Source organism: Vibrio artabrorum (assembly GCF_024347295.1).
In the GTDB taxonomy this organism is placed as follows: domain Bacteria; phylum Pseudomonadota; class Gammaproteobacteria; order Enterobacterales; family Vibrionaceae; genus Vibrio; species Vibrio artabrorum.
The window spans coordinates 2,157,010-2,176,884 of the sequence record NZ_AP025458.1 but is presented as its reverse complement, the minus strand read 5'-3'; the positions used below and the strand labels follow the sequence as shown (position 1 = coordinate 2,176,884).

16 protein-coding genes are annotated in these 19,875 nt (G+C 44.1%); 6 read left to right on the top strand and 10 right to left on the bottom strand.

The features are described from left to right. Window positions 1–50 precede the first annotated feature (50 nt). The 4 genes from asnB to nagA all read right to left on the bottom strand — a co-directional run bounded on the left by asnB (window position 51) and on the right by nagA (window position 5,975). Entirely contained in the window at window positions 51–1,715 is a 1,665-nt protein-coding gene (asnB, locus tag OCU36_RS09665; protein WP_261837805.1) for an asparagine synthase B, read from the bottom strand. 229 nt (window positions 1,716–1,944) lie between these two features. After that, on the bottom strand, window positions 1,945–3,537 hold the full coding sequence (locus OCU36_RS09660; RefSeq protein ID WP_261837804.1) for a cation:proton antiporter family protein: 1,593 nt from the start codon (window positions 3,535–3,537) through the stop codon (window positions 1,945–1,947). An 84-nt stretch (window positions 3,538–3,621) separates the two neighbouring features. Continuing rightward, a complete protein-coding gene (nagC, locus tag OCU36_RS09655; protein WP_261837803.1) occupies window positions 3,622–4,836 on the bottom strand; it encodes a DNA-binding transcriptional regulator NagC in 1,215 nt (404 codons plus the stop codon). Between the two features lie 2 nt (window positions 4,837–4,838). After that, on the bottom strand, window positions 4,839–5,975 hold the full coding sequence (gene nagA, locus OCU36_RS09650) for an N-acetylglucosamine-6-phosphate deacetylase (RefSeq protein ID WP_261837802.1): 1,137 nt from the start codon (window positions 5,973–5,975) through the stop codon (window positions 4,839–4,841). A 492-nt stretch (window positions 5,976–6,467) separates the two neighbouring features. Here nagA and nagE point away from each other — a divergent pair, with 492 nt between their 5' ends. After that, window positions 6,468–7,982 (top strand): N-acetylglucosamine-specific PTS transporter subunit IIBC, encoded by a 1,515-nt coding sequence (nagE, locus tag OCU36_RS09645; RefSeq protein WP_261839723.1) that lies wholly within the window; start codon window positions 6,468–6,470, stop codon window positions 7,980–7,982. Window positions 7,983–8,283: 301 nt separating this feature from the next. Continuing rightward, window positions 8,284–9,951: a glutamine--tRNA ligase gene (gene glnS, locus OCU36_RS09640; protein WP_261837801.1), complete on the top strand. Its 1,668-nt coding sequence runs from the start codon at window positions 8,284–8,286 to the stop codon at window positions 9,949–9,951. Between the two features lie 173 nt (window positions 9,952–10,124). Here the strand turns inward: glnS and fcrX are convergent, their stop codons facing one another. Further along, complete coding sequence (fcrX, locus tag OCU36_RS09635) at window positions 10,125–10,571, bottom strand: ferric iron uptake transcriptional regulator FcrX (RefSeq protein WP_261837800.1); 447 nt, start codon at window positions 10,569–10,571, stop codon at window positions 10,125–10,127. A gap of 207 nt (window positions 10,572–10,778) precedes the next feature. Here fcrX and OCU36_RS09630 point away from each other — a divergent pair, with 207 nt between their 5' ends. Next, the gene (locus tag OCU36_RS09630) at window positions 10,779–11,285 is read left to right on the top strand and encodes a DUF4442 domain-containing protein (RefSeq protein ID WP_261837799.1); all 507 of its coding nucleotides are present in this window, start codon (window positions 10,779–10,781) and stop codon (window positions 11,283–11,285) included. Window positions 11,286–11,380: 95 nt separating this feature from the next. On the opposite strand, the gene fldA is transcribed toward OCU36_RS09630, so the two are convergent. From fldA to OCU36_RS09615, 3 genes are all read right to left on the bottom strand, one after another. Beyond that, window positions 11,381–11,914: a flavodoxin FldA gene (fldA, locus tag OCU36_RS09625; RefSeq protein ID WP_261837798.1), complete on the bottom strand. Its 534-nt coding sequence runs from the start codon at window positions 11,912–11,914 to the stop codon at window positions 11,381–11,383. 58 nt (window positions 11,915–11,972) lie between these two features. Further along, complete coding sequence (locus tag OCU36_RS09620; protein ID WP_009847328.1) at window positions 11,973–12,191, bottom strand: DUF2788 domain-containing protein; 219 nt, start codon at window positions 12,189–12,191, stop codon at window positions 11,973–11,975. Between the two features lie 106 nt (window positions 12,192–12,297). Then, window positions 12,298–13,059: an alpha/beta fold hydrolase gene (locus OCU36_RS09615; RefSeq protein WP_261837797.1), complete on the bottom strand. Its 762-nt coding sequence runs from the start codon at window positions 13,057–13,059 to the stop codon at window positions 12,298–12,300. A 93-nt stretch (window positions 13,060–13,152) separates the two neighbouring features. Between OCU36_RS09615 and seqA the strand changes: the two genes are divergently transcribed. Together seqA and pgm are read left to right on the top strand one after the other, a co-directional pair. Beyond that, window positions 13,153–13,692, top strand: coding sequence for a replication initiation negative regulator SeqA (seqA, locus tag OCU36_RS09610; RefSeq protein ID WP_261837796.1), 540 nt, complete (start codon window positions 13,153–13,155; stop codon window positions 13,690–13,692). Between the two features lie 90 nt (window positions 13,693–13,782). Beyond that, the gene (gene pgm, locus OCU36_RS09605) at window positions 13,783–15,429 is read left to right on the top strand and encodes a phosphoglucomutase (alpha-D-glucose-1,6-bisphosphate-dependent) (protein ID WP_261837795.1); all 1,647 of its coding nucleotides are present in this window, start codon (window positions 13,783–13,785) and stop codon (window positions 15,427–15,429) included. A 114-nt stretch (window positions 15,430–15,543) separates the two neighbouring features. Here the strand turns inward: pgm and OCU36_RS09600 are convergent, their stop codons facing one another. Then, a complete protein-coding gene (locus tag OCU36_RS09600) occupies window positions 15,544–16,302 on the bottom strand; it encodes a DUF1853 family protein (RefSeq protein WP_261839722.1) in 759 nt (252 codons plus the stop codon). Window positions 16,303–16,449: 147 nt separating this feature from the next. Here OCU36_RS09600 and OCU36_RS09595 point away from each other — a divergent pair, with 147 nt between their 5' ends. Next, window positions 16,450–17,208 carry a Nif3-like dinuclear metal center hexameric protein gene (locus tag OCU36_RS09595; RefSeq protein WP_261837794.1) on the top strand — a complete coding sequence of 253 codons (759 nt, stop codon included), beginning with the start codon at window positions 16,450–16,452 and terminating at the stop codon, window positions 17,206–17,208. 1,145 nt (window positions 17,209–18,353) lie between these two features. Here OCU36_RS09595 and OCU36_RS09590 read toward each other — a convergent pair. Beyond that, a complete protein-coding gene (locus tag OCU36_RS09590; RefSeq protein ID WP_261837793.1) occupies window positions 18,354–19,643 on the bottom strand; it encodes a citrate synthase in 1,290 nt (429 codons plus the stop codon). Between the last annotated feature and the right edge of the window lie 232 nt (window positions 19,644–19,875).

Sequence of the window (19,875 nt, the reverse complement as noted above, 5' to 3'; positions counted from 1 at the left end):
GCCTTTTTAGTTTGTAGCCTTTATGACAGCGCTATATGAACGATATCTTTTTAGTAAGAGTCGTTATGAACGGCTTGTACAGCGCGACCTGATGGGTCGACACAGTTTTTAAATGACTCATCCCACTCAATAGCTTTTGCTGATGAACACGCAACCGACGGGCCACCTGGTACACATTCTGCCGCGGATTCAAGAGGGAATAGTTCCTCAAAGATTTCACGGTAAGCATAACCTTCTTTGGTTGTTGGCGTGTTGTAAGGAAAACGGAACTTAGCGGCTTCCATTTGTTGATCCGTTACTTTAGCTTCAGCCGTTGCTTTCAGTGTATCAATCCAATCGTAGCCAACACCATCAGAGAACTGCTCTTTTTGACGCCATGCGATTGAATCAGGTAGGTAGTCTTCAAAACACTCACGTAGGATGTGTTTCTCCATTTTACCGTTACCACACATTTTATCTTCAGGGTTCAGGCGCATTGCCACATCGATGAACTCTTTGTCTAAGAATGGTACTCGGCCTTCAACGCCCCATGCCGCCAGTGATTTGTTTGCACGAGCACAGTCGAACATACTTAGAGCAAGCAGTTTACGTACTGTCTCTTCGTGGAACTCTTTCGCGTTTGGCGCTTTATGGAAGTACAGGTAACCGCCAAAGATCTCATCAGCACCTTCGCCAGACAGTACCATTTTGATGCCCATTGCTTTGATCTTACGAGCAAGCAAGTACATTGGAGTTGATGCACGAATCGTTGTTACATCGTACGTCTCGATGTGGTAGATAACATCACGGATGGCATCTAAGCCTTCCTGAATGGTGTAAGTCATCTCGTGGTGCACAGTACCGATTTTGTCCGCAACTTCACGAGCGGCGATCAGATCTGGCGCGCCTTCAAGGCCCACAGCGAATGAGTGCAGTTGTGGCCACCAAGCTTCAGATTGCTCATCGTCTTCGATACGCATTGCCGCAAAACGTTTGGCGACGGCTGAAGTGATTGATGAATCAAGACCACCCGATAGAAGTACACCGTAAGGAACGTCAGTCATTAGCTGACGCTTAACCGCCGCTTCTAGCGCTTCAGTCAGTTCTTCTTTGCTTGTGCTGTTGCCTTGTACTGCAGCGTACTCGTTCCAATCGCGGATGTAGTAGCGTTGAGGCTCTGCATCTTTCGAAGAGTAGAAGCTACCTGGAGGGAACTCACTGATCGTCTTACATACTTCAACCAATGCTTTCATCTCTGAGGCTACGTAGTAGTTACCGTGCTCATCGTAACCTTGATAAAGCGGGATTATACCAATATGGTCGCGGCCCACGAGGTATTCGTCTTTCTCTTCGTCGTATAAAACGAATGCGAAAATACCGTTAAGCTCTTCTAGAAGGTCTGCCCCCATCTCTTGGTATAGTGCTAGGATAACTTCACAGTCAGAATCGGTCTGGAACTGGTACTTGTCTTCATAACGTGCACGAAGTTCTTTGTGGTTATAGATTTCCCCATTTACGGCAAGAATGTGCTTTTTATCTTGGCTGTACAATGGTTGCGCACCACTGTTGAGGCCAACAATCGCCAAACGCTCGTGAGCAAGGATTGCTTTTTCACCAGCATAAATACCAGACCAATCTGGACCTCGGTGACGAAGCTTCTTAGACATTTCTAAAGCCATTGGGCGAAGTGCTGCGGCATCACTTTTAATGTCGAGAATACCAAATACAGAACACATAGAACTTCCTTTTAAATAATTTCCAAATCAATTGCATTCAATTTGCCATTCTGGCTAAAAAAAGCAACCAGATGTAATCAAAAAAATAATATAAAGGGGGTTCTATTAGAAAGTATCTAATTTTATGGTTGTTCTGGTGTATGATTTTTAATTGTGGTTGGTTTTTTAAACAAAAACCTCTCAAAAGTGCAAAAAATAGCCAGTTTTGAGAGGTTGAGTTGAACGCCGTCTAATATTCGATTTTATTGATATTAGGGTTTAACTGTTCACAAACGTGACGAGCAAAACCACTACCCGCTTCACTGTAAATGTTAAATGCCGCATCGACACCGTTTTCTTTTAATGTCTCGAGTTGATCTGGATATTCAGCAATTGCGGCAATTTGGCCTTTAAAATGGCGTGACTTCAATTGCTCCAAAGCGGTTTGATTACCTTGGTGATGAGGCATTGCCAAAATCACCAGTTTTACGTTTGCTGTATCTAGAATTCGTTCCCAGAAATCAGGGTCAGTCGCGTCGCCGGAAATGACGTTTCTTCCTTGACTTCTATGGTTATGTGCGGCTTCTTCGCGAATTTCGACACCTAAGCTCACTTTTCCGTAACGTGAACGCAGCTCGTCATAGGCTCCAGTACCAATGCGTCCCATTCCAAGAATAAGGACCTGCGCATGGCCTGGGTCAATGCGTTTATCGCGCTGGTGAAGTTTTTCTGCAGCGTGCTCTTTTAACCATTTGCCAGATTGCTGATAAAGTTTATGGCCGGCTCGGTTTAGAGGAGCAGCGATCAAGAACGACAGTGAAACCGCAATGGCCACTGCGACCAAGATGTCACCGGACATCCACCCCATCTTAAAGGCGAGGCCACCTACGATGAGGCCAAATTCACTGTAGTTAAATAGTGACAGTGAAGTGAGTAGAGAGGTTCGTACACGGAACTTAAAGCGGTTAAGCACCAAGAAGTACAAAATGCCTTTCACTGGCAGTAATAATAAGAACAGGACAGCAAGCATAAAGCCTTGAATGGTTGGTTGCTCGGACAAGCCAATATTCAGGAAGAAGCAGACAAGGAAAAGTTCTTTGAGGTTAAACAGCGACTTCGATAGCTCTGAAGCTTTTGGATGACCGGCTAACAACATACCCAGGATAAGGGCACCCAAGTCTGGCTTTACACCTACCAATTGAAACAAGCCTGCACCAACAACTAACGCAAAGAAGATGCCGAACAGCACCAACATTTCACCATGTCCAACCCAATCGAGGATTTTGTAGAACAGCGGACGAAAGAGTGGTAAAGCGAAGAGTGCTATGGCGTACCACTCCGGAATCTTACCTGTCGACGCCGTTAAAAAGATCACAGCAAAGATATCCTGCATGACTAGAATACCAATCGCTAGAGTGCCATAGGTTGCATTCATTTCCCCTTTCTCTTGCAGAGACTTTACTGCAAATACGGTACTGGAGAATGAAAGGGCGAAACCGAGTAGAACGATTTGTTCCATCGACATGGCTGCCAGCGATGAAATACCTAGGAACTTAAAACCAAATAGGGCAACGGCAAAAAACAGAGTAGATAAAAGGTTATGGATTGTAGCGCCGGCCCAGATCTCCTTAGAGAGCAGAGTTTTGATGTCGAGCTTTAGGCCAATAGTAAATAGGAGCAGGGTGACACCAAGGTCTGCCAAGGTAACGATGGTATCATTAGTTTCAAAGCCTAGGGCGAAGAGCCCGAAACCGGCAACCAAAAAACCCACCAGTGGGGGAAGGTGGCACTTTAACGCAATAAATCCTGCGATGAATGCAGTGGATATTAATATAAGTTCCATAGCTTGTTGTTGTAGTTCCCTTGCTTAAAAAAAGGGCCGTGTTTTGTACAAACACGGCCCGCGAAAAATTAGAATAGTTTTTCTTTAGTCTTCGAGTAGCTTTTGTAGAAGCACACCATTGAGCATGGCGCGTTTAATCATTGCAAAAGCTCCCATCGTAGGGTGTCTATCGATTTGAGATGCTACAATAGGCAAGCCGCTATGGAAAGCCGTTAACGACTGATTTTCTACATTGCGCTTAATTGCAGGAAAAACAATTTCTTGTGCTTTAGTAATATCACCCGCAATGATGATCTTTTGAGGGTTGAACAAGTTGATCGTCATTGCTATCGCTTTACCCAACTGGTTCCCGACTCGAACCAAACTCTGTTTCGCCAGTTCGTCACCATTGATTGCATGATCACACACATCTTGAATGGTAATATGCTCGAGTTCTGTTAAAGAGGACTTATAGCCCTGCTTTATGAGCTTTCGCACGCGTTCAACAATGGCTGGATTCGCTGCGACGGTTTCAAGACAACCGAAATTACCACATTGACACTGCTCACCAAGCGGATCTATTTGGATATGGCCAATTTCACCCACGTTACGGTTATGACCAAGGAAAACCTGACCATTAACAATAATACCGGCACCAGTGCCACGGTGAACACTGACTAAAATAGAATCTTGGCTATCTTTACTTGCACCAAAGTAGTGTTCAGCAAGCGCCATTCCTCTGACGTCATTACCCACAAAACAAGCAACATGGAATGTGTTGCGAATAATATCACTCAAAGCGAGATTATCGATATCCGTGTTTGGCATGTATTCGACAACGCCGGTTGTTGGGTTGACTAACCCTGGTAGCGTGACACCAATCGCAATCAATTGATCAATCTTTGTCTGGTGCTCAGCAATGAAATCTTTTAACTTATTGACCAAGCCTTGGGTAAGGTTTAATTGGTCTGAGTAATGAAGATCTTGCTGTAGGGAAGCCAACTCACAACCACCTAGATCATAAAGGCTTATCTGAATGTAATCTCGGCCTAAGCGCACAGCAATAGAATGAAAAGGTTCTACTTCTGTGGTTAGGGATATAGCGCGTCTACCGCCAGTAGACGCTTGCTGCGCAACCTCTTTAATTAGGCCGCGTTCTAAAAGTTGGCGGGTAATTTTTGTAACACTTGCCGGTGCGAGTTGGCTTACATCTGCCACTTGTATACGACTAATGGGACCTTGTTGGTCTATCAGACGGTATACTGCCGCACTGTTCAGTTGTTTAACTAAGTCTACGTTACCTATTTGTCCGCCATTCATACTTAATTGTGCTCGTATTGTCCGTTAACAACAGTCGCTTTAACGTTAAAATCTCGGTCAAATATAGCAAGGTTTGCAACCATGCCTTTTTTGATTCGACCTAGCTTGCTTTCTACACCGATAGCCGTAGCTGGGTATAGTGTAGCCATGCGAAGAGCTTCGTCTAAAGCGATTCCGGCGTGCTCAACTGTATTCTGAACAGCTTCAATCATAGTCAGAGCTGAGCCGCCTAGTGTGCCATTCTCATCAACACACTTACCATCTCGGTAATATACTTTCTTACCGACAAAAATAAAGTATTCCATGTCAGCACCTGCAGGAGCTGTGGCATCCGTCACTAATACCAACTTTTCTCCCTTGATTTTGTGCGCAATTCGTATATTTGCGTAATCAACGTGAAAACCGTCGGCGATGATACCAGCGTAAACCTCTGGTGTGTCGTAAATCGCGCCTACAACGCCAGGCTCGCGACCGACCATTGGCGTCATAGCATTGAATAGGTGAGTGGCGAACGTGATACCTGATTCAAAACCTTGGCGCGCTTCTGCGTAAGTTGCGTTGGTGTGGCCGATAGAAACGACAACGCCAGCTTTTTGTAGGCGTTCGATGTGTTCTGGATCGTTAAGCTCTGGAGCCAATGTTACTTTTGCAACAAGGTCATTGTTGTCACAGATAAGGTCAATCATTTCATTGTCTGATTGACGAATGTGATCGACACTATGAATGCCTTTTTTTGCAACGTTTAGGTACGGACCTTCAAGGTGTAAGCCTAAAGATTGGTGTTGGTATTGATCATGGTATTCACGAGCAGCTGTAATAACTGCGCGCATATCTTCGTCTGAAGACGTAATGAGTGTTGGTAAGAAACTAGTACAGCCAGATTTAAGGTTTGCTTTGTGCATGATCTGCATGGTTTCGGCAGTGATCTCATCGTTCAGCATTACACCACCGCAACCATTCAATTGTAGGTCAATGAAGCCTGGGCTTAGGTTTGCTCCATTTAGGTCGCGAACCTCAATACCGTCTGGTAATTCAGAGGTATGACAGACTTTTTTGATCAGTTCATTTTCGATAACAACAGCATGATCGGTTAGAACATCACTACCAGTGTAAATTTTACAGTTACTTAGCGCGTACATAGTCAGCTAATCCTTATTTCGTGGGATCTTTTAAATTTGTTCGTTACCTAAATGTAGACTTAGTTTGCGAGCATCATTTACGTAACGATTTATCTTTTGTCGACAAACACTTAAAGCTGCAAGTGCCTGAAAAAATGCTAATTTATTGATTTTTAGCTAGATCTTCTTAGTTGTTTCTTTGTTTTTTTAATCTAAAGTCGTTCAGCATAAGACCAACAGTTAGTCTTAGATTTTATCGACAAAAGTTTATTTTTTTGAATGATAAAATAAGTTTTATGATCTCGCTAGCAAAAACCTTTGAATTTGATAAAAACTGGTGATTAGGATCACAAATAGTAAGGTTTTAATTTGCGGAGCAAAATTAATTGAATACACTGATTAGGACTAAATTGAGCGACTAAAATAAGTTTCTCAAACGAATTCTAAAAATCCTATAGGGGGACACAACAAGTGAATATTCTAGGATATGCACAGAAGCTAGGTAAAGCACTAATGCTACCTATCGCAACGCTTCCGATTGCGGCGCTTCTTTTACGTTTAGGTCAAGGCGATCTACTTGATATTCCATTCATGGCTCAAGCTGGTGGCGCTATCTTCGGTAACCTACCATTGCTGTTTGGTCTAGGTATCGCGATTGGTCTTTCTAAAGACGGTAACGGCGCAGCGGGTCTTGCTGGTGCAGTTGCTTACTTCGTATTAACGGCCACTGCAACGACCATCAATGCTGATGTTAACATGTCATTCTTCGGCGGTATCTTTGCAGGTATCATCGCAGGTCACTGTTACAACGCTTTCCACGCGACACGCCTTCCTGAATGGCTGGCTTTCTTCGCGGGTAAACGTTTAGTACCAATCATGGCCGGTCTATTTGCACTTGTTGCTGGTGCTGTGTCTGGTGTGGTTTGGCCTGGTGTTCAATCTGGTCTAGATACGCTGGCTCATGCAATATCAACTTCTGGCGCTATCGGTCAATTTGTTTACGGTACTCTTAACCGCGCACTAATCCCTGTAGGTCTGCACCACGTATTGAACTCATACTTCTGGTTCGGTATGGGTACATGTCAAGAAATCATCGTAGCTGGTCAAGGTGCATTTGCTAACATCACTCAATTGTGTGTTGATCCTGCCCTAGCTAAAACTCTAGTTGTTGGCCAAGAGCACACATTCACATTCGCTAACTCTGTAACTCCAGAAATCACAACTGTAGTGAAAGAAGTGACTGAAACAGTGAAATCTGGTGACCTAAACCGCTTCTTCGGTGGTGATAAAGGCGCTGGCGTATTCATGAACGGTTTCTACCCTATCATGATGTTCGGTCTACCAGGTGCTGCACTTGCAATGTACCTAGCTGCTCCTGCTGAAAAACGTAGCCAAGTGGGTGGCGCACTGTTCTCAGTTGCATTCTGTTCATTCTTAACGGGTATCACAGAGCCGCTAGAATTCATGTTCGTATTCTTAGCTCCTGCTCTTTACGCAATACACGCTGTATTCACAGGTCTGTCTCTAGTTGTTGCTAACATGTTTGGTACTCTGCACGGTTTCGGTTTCTCTGCCGGTCTAATTGACTTCGTATTGAACTGGGGTCTAGCAACTAAACCATTCACTCTACTATTGATTGGCTTAGCATTCGGTGCTCTATACTTCTTCACTTTCTCTTTCGCAATCCGCGCGTTCAACTTGAAATCGCCAGGTCGTGAAGATGATGATGAAGCAGTGGCTCCTGCTGGTGATTCACCTAAAGGTGATGTTGCACGTCAATACCTGAAAGCGCTAGGTGGTCACGAAAACCTGACTTCAATCGATGCTTGTATCACTCGTCTACGTCTAACTCTTAAAGACCGCTCTATCGCTGATGAGGCTGTTCTTAAGAAACTGGGCGCGAAAGGTGTGGTTAAACTAGGTGAGAATAACCTACAGGTTATCCTAGGCCCATTAGCTGAAATCGTCGCGGGCGAAATGAAAGCTATCGGTGCAGGTGAAGACCTATCTGATGTAAAACTTCCATAGTAAAGGAAGTACTTATTAAGACGTAACACGACTCTTAAGTAAGTTTGAAATTGAAAGCCTCCCACATGGGAGGCTTTTTTACACTTGTCATTTATAGCCAGTGAGCAAGGTTCGTTCTATTCTTCATCGAATAGCGGAAATAATCACAATTAACGGACGGTTCTTATTGTGCAAAGGCGAAGAATTGTGGATGATTAGCAACAATGATCTTTCTATCTTTGACCGCCATCAAAAGTGGCCTTTGTCTCGGATATGAAAGATAACTTTCTCTGACAATACTAAATACATAGAGGTGCTATAGATGAGTGAAGCTGAGGCTCGTCCATCGAATTTCATTCGCCAAATTATCGATAAAGATTTAGCGGATGGTACACACAGTAGCGTGCATACTCGTTTTCCGCCGGAGCCGAATGGCTACCTGCACATTGGTCACGCTAAATCTATTTGCTTGAACTTTGGTATTGCTCAGGACTACCAGGGACAGTGTAATCTTCGTTTCGATGATACAAACCCTGAAAAAGAAGACGTTGAATACGTTGAGTCAATTAAGAATGATGTAAGCTGGTTAGGCTTCGAATGGTCTGGTGATGTTTGTTATTCATCCAACTACTTCGATACGCTTTACGCTTATGCTGTGGAATTAATTAATAAAGGCTTAGCATACGTTGACGAGCTAAGTCCTGAGCAGATCCGTGAATACCGTGGCACCTTAAAAGAGCCAGGTAAAGCAAGCCCATATCGTGATCGCAGTCCTGAAGAGAACCTAGCGTTGTTTGAAAAAATGCGTGACGGTGGCTTTGAAGAAGGTAAAGCGTGTCTACGTGCTAAGATCGACATGAGCTCTTCGTTCATGGTGATGCGCGATCCTGTTATCTACCGTGTTCGTTTTGCTCACCATCATCAAACTGCTGACAAGTGGTGCATTTACCCAATGTACGACTTTACTCACTGTATCTCTGATGCGCTGGAAGGTATTACGCACTCTATCTGTACGCTTGAATTCCAAGATAACCGTCGTTTGTACGATTGGGTTCTAGATAACATCACGATTGATTGCCAACCTCGTCAGTACGAGTTTAGCCGTCTAAATCTTGAATACACAGTGATGTCTAAGCGTAAGCTGAACCAACTTGTGGTTGAAAATCTAGTGCAAGGTTGGGATGACCCACGTATGCCTACTATCTCTGGCCTACGTCGTCGTGGTTTTACTTCAAGTTCGATTCGTGAATTCTGTAAGCGTATTGGCGTGACTAAGCAAGAGAACATGATTGAGTTCGGTTCACTTGAATCTTGCATCCGTGATGATCTGAACGAAAATGCACCTCGTGCAATGGCTGTTCTGGATCCAGTTAAGATCGTTATCGAAAACTACGAAGCAGATACCGTAGAAACGCTAACGGTTGCAAACCACCCGAACAAGCCAGAAATGGGTACTCGTGAAGTTCCATTTACCCGTGAAGTTTGGATTGAGCGTGACGACTTCCGTGAAGAAGCAAACAAGAAATACAAGCGTTTGGTTCTTGGCAAAGAAGTTCGTCTACGTGGTGCTTACGTGATCAAAGCTGAACGTATCGAAAAAGATGCAGAAGGTAACATTACGACTATCTTCTGTTCTTACGATAACGAAACACTCGGTAAGAACCCAGCAGATGGCCGTAAAGTGAAAGGTGTTATCCACTGGGTATCAGCTGATAAAGCGCTACCTGCTGAGATTCGTTTGTACGATCGTCTATTCACAGTGGCCAACCCAGCCGCTGCTGATGATTTTGCAGCGACGCTTAACCCTGAATCACTGGTTACGCTAAACGGTTTTGTTGAACCTAGCCTAGCGGAAGGTGTGGCAGAGCAAGCGTACCAGTTTGAACGTACAGGCTACTTCTGTGTGGATTCCAAAGATTCTAAAGCAGACGCACTAGTCTTCAACCGCACGGTTGGTCTACGTGACACTTGGGGTAAAACTGAGGCTTAATAGCTAATAGATTAATAGCTTAATAGATCTGTTTTTCCAAGTTCTGTTTCTAAAAGCTTAGTTTCTTAAGATGGACTTAATAAAAAACCGGCTTAGAGCCGGTTTTTTTGTGTCTGAATAACTCGTTGAGCTAAATAACGATCGAGCAGATTTTTAGCCCGAATAGAAAACGTTTATTTTGCTTTGTGAGCATCTGGGTTGCCTTTGCAACCTCCGCTAATGCTCTTGCCATATAAGTACAAACTGTGGTTTGTCAGTTTCACGTTATAGCGTTCTGCGATTTGTTTCTGTCTTTCTTCGATAAGCTCATCAGAAAATTCAATAACTTCACCGCAGTCTAGACACACAAGGTGGTCATGATGGTACTGTGTTGAAAGTTCAAATACAGACTTACCGCCTTCAAAGTGGTGGCGCGTTACAATGCCAGCATCATCGAATTGGTTAAGTACACGATAAACGGTCGCAAGCCCAATCTCTTCTCCTAAGTCGATCAGCTTTTTATATAAATCTTCAGCACTAATATGTTGGCACTCTGGCTGTTGTAATACTTCTAAAATTTTGAGCCGTGGAAGGGTCACTTTAAGACCAGCATCTTTTAGCGCTTGATTATTGTCTGACATACACTTTCCTGTTGATGATCTGCAGCAATTAACAGAATTCAATATTAATGCCATTATAGTTTAGTCAGAGATAACAATAAACCACGAACTTCAAAGGGTTACTCACTGACATCACAATCTGTTTTGTAAAATGAAAGTATCTCCCTTATAGTAGAGGTACGACCAGTCAAGGTGGCGGTGTTTCTGATATGAACATGGAATGTGGTTATGAACAAGCAGCTCGCAAAAATTTACAAACCGAACATTGTAAAGTTCGCACTCAATATTTGGCCACCTTTTTGGGGGGCGGGTATTCGTATTGCCCATATAAGCCCTGACTTTAGAGTCGTTAAGACGATATTAAAGCTACGTTGGTGGAACAAGAACGCCAATCGCACTCAATATGGGGGTAGCATATTTTCTTTAACTGATCCTGTTTACTCCTTGATGTTAATGGGAATTTTAGGGGAGCGATATTACGTTTGGGATAAGGAGGCGAGCATTAACTTCATTAAGCCGGGCCAATCTGACCTGTACGCTGATTTTGAGATAAGCCAAGGACAACTTGACGAAATCTACCGTCAGACACAGCTTGGTGAAAAGTGTTTTCCTGAGTTCATTATCTACGTGAAAGATAAGAAGGGGAATGTGGTATCAGAAATTCAGCGCACTCTGTATGTCAGAAAAAAACCGCAGTTTAGAGAGGATGATGACGCATTAGAAGTTGAGTGCTAATTAATCAGTATAAATCGCAAAAAACCTCCAAGATGGAGGTTTTTTCATATCTACATAATGGTTATTAATTGTAACTATTAACAACCATCAGAGAATTAGTCTTCTAGCTCTGCTAGGCACATCTCTTCGTGGATTTGTTTAACCCAGTTCGAAACACGCTCCTCAGTTAGCTCAGGTTGACGGTCTTCATCGATACATAGGCCAACGAATTGGCTGTCATCGCCCTCAACTAACCCTTTCGATGCTTCGAATTCGTAGCCTTCAGTTGATGTGTGACCTAAGATAGTACCGCCTTTTGCTTCAACGATGTCACGGATAGTCCCCATAGCATCACAGAAGTATTCTGCGTAATCTTCTTGGTCGCCACAGCCAAAGATAGCAACAAGCTTCGTTGAAAAATCAATCGCTTCTAGCTCAGGGAAAAAGTCGTCCCAGTCACATTGTGCTTCGCCGTAGTACCACGTAGGGATACCAAGCAGCAGTAGATCGAAGTTATCGATATCTTCTTTGCTGCTTTTTGCAATGTCTTGAACGTGAACGAGCTGCTTGCCCAATTGCTTTTGAATCATCTTAGCAACAGCTTCAGTGTTACCTGTATCGCTACCAAAGAAGAGACCTACACTTGCCATAGAATCATTACCTTTCATTTTGTCTGTTGTCGGTGTAATAAAGTTCGAAAGAGAATCATTAGATCCCCGTTCCTTCCCAGCTTAGTTGGATTATCCCTTTGGCGATAAAACCCGCACAACCAAGGAAAAGTACTAACCATACGATGCGACGACCAAATGCTGGAACATTACCTTGCTTTAGAACGTCTTTAATTGCCATACCGATCAAAAAGAAAATCGCGGCAAACAGAAGATCCAAACCAACAGATTCAATGATGTTCATGTAATCGTAAAGCATGGGAACCTTATATACCAATTTTGCTTGGGCGCACTATATCACTGTTGTGAGATAAAGTTAATCTGCAGTGATTGTATCGCTCTCTTTATCGGTACGAAAAGAGTGTTTAAGCGATGAACTTTCTAATTGCTCTAAGTACTTCTGCCGGTTTTTCGGCATGCAGCCAGTGACCAGTATTCGCGATAACGTGTGCCTTTGCGTGAGAAAATTGCTGCTGAACGGCGGCTTGATGTTCGGTGGTGAGGTAATCAGAATCCCCACCTTTTATTAGCAAGGTTTTGACCGAGGTTTTCTCGATCGGCGCCCAACCCATAATACTTGGGTAGTTGCTCAATAACGAAGCAACATTGAAGCGCCATTCCATGATGCCGTGCTCTGCTTTGAACAAAGATTTGGTTAAGAACTGACGAACCCCATCTATTTCGATATGTTTCGAGAGGATCTTTAACGTCTCTGAGCGAGAGGTCGGTTGCTCTTCAATTACGGCTTGCAGGCCCGCGAATACGTTGTTGTGTCGATGTTCTTTGTACGCAATAGGTGCCATATCTAATACGATCAACTTACGCAGTGCAAAATGTTGCGTCAGCGCCATTGCGACTTTGCCCCCCATTGAATGACCGATCACTGTGACCTCTTTCAGTGCCAGATCATTCAACAGTTGAGCGACATCTTGTGCCATTGCTTGATAATCGTGAATGTCACTATGGAAAGATTGACCGTGGTTGCGTAGATCGAGGCTAAGCACCTGATGATCGGCTTTGAGATCCCTAGCCAGCAAGCCAAGGTTGTCTAAGTTACCGAATAATCCATGGATCAAAACGATGGTGTGACCCTCACCTTCAATTTTATAGTTGAGCTGTAGTGACATTTTTCTCTTATTCATGGTGGGTTTGACGTAGAGTATCCGCGCGGATCTCGCTATAATCATCCAGAGTTTAAACATTGAGATTGTGAAAAGCGAATGAAAACAATTGAGGTTGATGAAGACCTATACCGTTTTATTGCGGGTCAGACAGAACGTATTGGCGAAAGCGCTTCAGATATTCTGCGTCGCTTATTACAGGTTGATAGCCAAGGTAAGGTTCCGATTGAAGATATCGTTGAACCAAAAGGTATCGTTGTTAGTAAAGAGGTAGGTTTTACTCTAGAGAAGTTAGATGGCGTTAAAGAAATGCGTTCATTACTAATATCAGATGAGTTTGCATCACTAAAGAAAGCCATTGATCGTTTCATGCTTGTGTTATCTACACTGCATAAAATCGACCCTGAAAGCTTTTCAGAAGCAACTCAAGTTAAAGGCCGTAAGCGTGTTTATTTCGCAGATAACGAAGCAACGTTGTTAGCCAATGGTAACACCACCAAGCCTAAAGCGATTCCACAAAGTCCTTTTTGGGTGATTACTAATAATAATACTAGCCGTAAAAGACAAATGATTGAGCAGCTTATGAGCCGTATGAGTTTCCAAGCTGAATTGATAGAAAAAGTCACCGGTTCAATTTAGCGAAATCTGATTTAAACCTCATAATATCCATGGATAAGAAGATATTATGAGGTTTTTTTGTTTGTAAGTTTTATATAAGGATGTCGAAAAATGGCTATGCACCCTCGTGCTGGGCAGAAAGCTCAGCAGGAAGATCTTCATAATATCCCGGCTTTAGTTGCTAACTATTTCTTACAGCAACCGGATGCGAGTAACCCAGATCATAAAGTATTGTTCGGTACATCAGGTCACCGTGGTACTGCAGATAAATCAACATTTAACGAAAACCACATTCTAGCGATTGCACAAGCGGTTGCTGAAGTTCGTGCCGCTCAGGGCACAACGGGCCCACTTTTCTTAGGTAAAGATACTCACGCTCTATCTGAGCCTGCATTTTCTACGGTTATCGAAGTGCTTGTCGCGAATGGCGTTGAAGTGATTATTCAAGAAAACAATGGTTTTACGCCAACACCGGGTATTTCGCACGCGATTCTTACGCATAACCTCGTGAATGACAAAAAAGCTGATGGCATTGTTATCACGCCTTCACACAACCCACCACAAGACGGCGGTATCAAATACAACCCAACACACGGTGGCCCGGCAGAAGCTGAATTGACTCAAGCGATTGAAGACCGTGCAAACGCGATCATTGCTGAGCAAATGCAAGGTGTTAAGCGTACGCCTATCGCACAGGCGAAACAGTCTGAGTTAGTAAAAGAAGTTGACCTAGTGGCACCATACGTCGCTGATTTAGTGAACGTTGTGGATATGGAAGCGATCCAGAAAGCAAACATCAAGATTGGTGTCGATCCACTGGGTGGCAGTGGTATTGATTACTGGCGTCAAATTGGCAAAGCGTACAATCTCGATCTTACTCTGGTCAATGAAGCGATTGACCCTTCATTCCAATTCATGTCTCTCGATAAAGATGGCGTGGTTCGTATGGACTGTTCATCTCCTTACGCAATGGCAGGCTTACTGGCGCTAAAAGACGAGTACGCTCTCGCGTTTGGTAATGACCCAGATTACGATCGCCACGGTATCGTGACACCTAAAGGTTTGATGAATCCAAACCACTTCTTAGCGGTTTGTATTGATTACCTATACCGTAACCGTGAAGGTTGGGGTAAAGACGTGGCTGTGGGTAAGACACTGGTATCAAGCGCATTAATCGACCGCGTAGTGGCTGACTTAGGTCGTGAGCTTTGCGAAGTGCCTGTTGGATTTAAATGGTTTGTCGATGGTCTATACAACGGTCAGTTTGGTTTCGGCGGTGAAGAGAGTGCGGGTGCCTCTTTCCTACGTAAAGACGGCACGCCTTGGTCAACCGATAAAGACGGCCTGATTCTTTGCTTACTTGCGGCTGAGATCACAGCGGTGACAGGTAAGAACCCACAAGAATACTACGAAGAACTGGCCGCTAAACACGGTGAGTCTAAGTACAACCGTATTCAAGCGGTAGCCAATGGCGCACAAAAAGACGTGCTTAAAAAGCTATCTCCAGAGATGGTTTCTGCTGAGATGCTGGCTGGTGATCCAATTACAGCCCGCTTAACGCACGCTCCAGGTAACGGTGCGGCGATTGGTGGTCTTAAGGTGACGACTGAGAACGGTTGGTTTGCTGCTCGTCCATCCGGTACTGAAGACATCTACAAGATCTACTGTGAAAGCTTTAAAGGTGAAGAGCACCTGAAAGCCATCGAAGCAGAAGCTCAAGAGATTGTGAACCAAGTATTTGCAGCGGCTGGTCTGTAATCGAAATTTGATTACTGGATCTAAAAGCTAAATAGATAGAAGGGTTGATGTGAAAGCATCAGCCCTTTTTATTTATGCTGGTTGCGGGAAAGGTAAGTGAGATCACTCAGACGACTAACCGTGTGGCCAACTTTGTGGCATCACAAACCAGAATTGCCCAGACTTGGTTTGCCCATGGACGAAGCGATCACCAAACTCGGTGATAGGCTGACTGCTGAAATCATCCGTCCCTGCCGCCCATTGCTCTTTGGTGAGAGGGTAGAGCGCTTCAGTGATTAAATGCGCTTGGCTTTGATAACACCAAAAGCCGTTAACTTGGCTGGAGTTAATGTCGTAGCCTAAACATTCAGTCGGTACATTTTGCTCCAAGAAAGGGTTGGTGTATAAGCGCCCTTGCATAAGTAGGTGCTTTGAGTCGACATCGATCTCCGGATATTGCTCAATAAACGCTGCAGAAGAGGACATTTCGAGCTGGTGGCCGAGCATTCTAGCGAGCTTTTTGTCCAATTGATCGTGAGAGTTGGGTCCAAACCATGTTTGTTCATGGAGCAGATAAAACTTAATCGCCACTTCCCAATGTTCCAGCTTTTGGCTGCTCGAATCTTCAAGAATAAAGTCGATTGCGCCTAGTGTTCTGCCTGCGACATTGATCTGAATCTCTTCGTATTTTATTGAATAATTCGCTGAGGCTTCGACGACTTGTCTACACAGATGTTGGTAGAGGAAACCTAACCTAGGGTTACCATGGTATGTGTGCGCTGAGTCAATGACATAGTCGCTTAAAAAGACATTGAGATTCGATACAGGTGGCTTGATTTCCAGTAACGGCGGCGAGTCGATGACCCATTGGTAAAAGCGTTGCAGTGCTGTCATCGGTTCCTCGTAAATTTCGGTCATCGGTTCGTCATCAACATAGCTCTTGATAAACATTGCCCTTGATAAACATAGCCCTGGGGCTTTCGACATTCTACCTGTAAATTGATATAACGGCGTTAATATAAAGGTAAGCTGGAAATAAAAATGAATAACTTACAATTAGAAAAGCGACTTAACGAAAAACTGCAACCGCAGCAGATCAAAGATTACTGCCCCAATGGTTTGCAAGTTGAAGGGGTATCAGATGTGAAGCGCATCGTAACAGGTGTCACGGCCTCTCAGGCGCTCATTGATAAAGCGGTAGAGTTGAACGCAGACGCTCTATTGGTTCACCACGGCTTCTTTTGGAAAGGCGAGTCAGAAGCGATTCGTGGCATGAAAGGCAAGCGCATTCGTACCCTGATTAAAAATGACATCAACCTTTTAGGTTACCATCTCCCTCTTGATATTCACCCTGAACTTGGCAACAACGCAAAATTGGCAGAGTTACTTGAGATAGAAGTCGAAGGCGGTTTGGAAGGGCACCCCCAATCGGTAGCTATGTTTGGCAAATTAAAAACACCAATGACAGGTTCAGAGTTTGCCGAAAAAATTGACCGAGCTCTGAATCGCAAGCCTCTGCATATCGCTCCAGAAAACCAAGAAAAAATGATTACGACGGTCGGTTGGTGTACTGGTGGTGGTCAAGACTACATTGAGCTTGCAGCCTCTCAGGGGATTGATGCATTTATCTCTGGTGAAATTTCAGAGCGCACTACTTACTCAGCACGCGAGCAAGACATTCATTATTTTGCTGCTGGTCACCACGCCACTGAGCGATATGGCGTAAAAGCGTTAGGTGAATGGTTAGCGAAAGAGCATGGCTTGGATGTTGAGTTTATTGATATCGATAATCCGGTATAAGAGAAGTTGCGAGATGAGGGATACGAGTCGAGAGTATGCATCATTTTCTAGAATTGAGCAGGTAACCTGTAGAGTTTATCTGCTCGCTTAAGGAGATCCCCAACTCGCTCGTTCCTCGCTCTTGAGGATGACGACATTGTTTCGCTCTATAAGTACCGTCATTCCCTAGACTGACGAAGGAAGGAATAGGGAATCTCTTAAGTTTCTTTATAAACTAAATGAGATCCCCAACTCGCTCGTTCCTCGCTCTTGAGGATGACGACATTGTTTCGCTCTATAAGTACCGTCATTCCCTAGACTGACGTAGGAAGGAGTAGGGAATCTCTTAAGGTTCTCTATAAACTAAATGAGATCCCCAACTCGCTCGTTCCTCGCTCTTGAGGATGACGACATTGTTTCGCTCTATAAGTACCGTCATTCCCTAGACTGACGAAGGAAGGAATAGGGAATCTCTTAAGTTTCTTTATAAACTAAATGAGATCCCCAACTTGCTCGTTCCTCGCTCTTGAGGATGACGACATTGTTTCGCTCTATAAGTACCGTCATTCCCTAGACTGACGAAGGAAGGAGTAGGGAATCTCTTAAGGTTCTCTATAAACTAAATGAGATCCCCAACTCGCTCGTTCCCCGCTCTTGAGGATGACGACATTGTTTCGTTTTATAGGCTCCGTCATTCCCTAGACTGACGAAGGAAGGAGTAGGGAATCTCTTAAGGTTCTCTATAAATAAAATGAGATCCCCAACTCGCTCGTTCCTCGCTCTTGAGGATGACGACATTGTTTCGCTCTATAAGTACCGTCATTCCCTAGACTGACGAAGGAAGGAGTAGGGAATCTCTTAAGGTTCTCTATAAACTAAATGAGATCCCCAACTCGCTCGTTCCTCGCTCTTGAGGATGACGACATTGTTTCGTTTTATAGGCTCCGTCATTCCCTAGACTGACGGAGGAAGGAGTAGGGAATCTCTGAAGGTTCTCTATAAACTGATTGAGATCCCCAACTCACTCGTCCCTCGTTCTTGGGGATGACGATATTATTTTATTCGTTCACTTCGCACTCTTGAGGATGACGGAGTTGAGAGCGTACAAAAGAAAAGGGGTTGATGTTCGCGCATCAACCCCTTTAACCAATCATGCTTTATAAAGACTATTCACGTTCGTGAAGCGCTTTAAAGTCACGTTGTTCTTCACCAGTATACAGCTGACGAGGACGGCCGATACGATTCGTCGGATCGCTGTGCATTTCGTTCCAGTGCGCAATCCAACCTATGGTGCGAGACATTGCGAAGATCACAGTGAACATCGAGACAGGAATACCGATTGCTTTCAGAATGATACCTGAGTAGAAATCGACGTTCGGGTATAGCTTCTTAGAAACAAAGTACTCATCAGAAAGAGCGATACGCTCCAGTTCCATTGCTACATCTAATAGTGGATCTTGGATGTTGAGCTCTTTCAGTACTTCGTGACACGCTTCGCGCATAACGGTAGCTCGTGGGTCGTAGTTCTTGTAAACACGGTGACCGAAACCCATCAAACGGAATGGGTCATCTTTGTCTTTTGCTTTCGCCACGTATTCTTCAATGTTATCGACACTACCAATCTCTTCAAGCATGCGCAGACAAGCTTCGTTTGCACCGCCGTGAGCAGGGCCCCAAAGTGATGCGATACCTGCTGCGATACATGCAAACGGGTTGGCACCGGATGAGCCCGCAAGACGTACAGTAGACGTTGAAGCGTTTTGTTCGTGATCAGCATGTAGTGTAAAGATCTTATCCATTGCGCGCGCAACGATAGGGTTCACTTCATACTCTTCACATGGGTTGGCAAACATCATGTGTAAAAAGTTTTCTGCGTAACCTAGATCGTTACGTGGGTAAATAAACGGTTGACCGATTGAATATTTGTAACACATCGCGGCCAGTGTCGGCATTTTTGAAATTAAGCGGTAAGCCGCGATTTCACGGTGTGTGTCGTTGTTGATATCAAGTGAGTCGTGGTAGAACGCCGCTAGCGCGCCGACAACACCACACATTACTGCCATAGGGTGAGCGTCACGACGGAAGCCGTGGAAGAAACTCGCGATTTGCTCATGCACCATAGTGTGACGTGTCACGGTAGTCTTGAACTTTTCGTACTCAGCTCGAGATGGGGCTTCACCGTAAAGAAGTATGTAACATACTTCTAAGTAATCAGCGTTATTGGCAAGTTGGTCAATGGGATAACCACGGTGTAAAAGAATACCTTTTCCACCATCAATAAAAGTGATTTGAGACTCACAAGATGCAGTGGCAAGAAAACCCGGGTCAAAAGTGAAAAAACCATTCGAACCCAGTGTGCGAACATCGATCACGGGTGTACCAAGTGCACCTTCTGTAATCGGCAGTTCGATCGGAGCATGACCTTCAATGTGAAGGGTAGCTTTCTTATCCGCCATAACAATCTCCTTTGTTTATTATTTTATCCGTCCAGGATGTTTATGTGTCATTTTTTTACTGGTCTTAGGTCTGAAAGTCAATTCTTCTGCTGCTTTGTGTGCACTTGTTAGTGTTTTTTACATTAAATTCGTTAAAAATCTGGTCTGTGTAGCATTATTTGTTACATCAATTGTATTAGAATGTTGCCAGTCGTATAGTGACGCTGAAAAGTTTGGTTAACACCTTATAAAT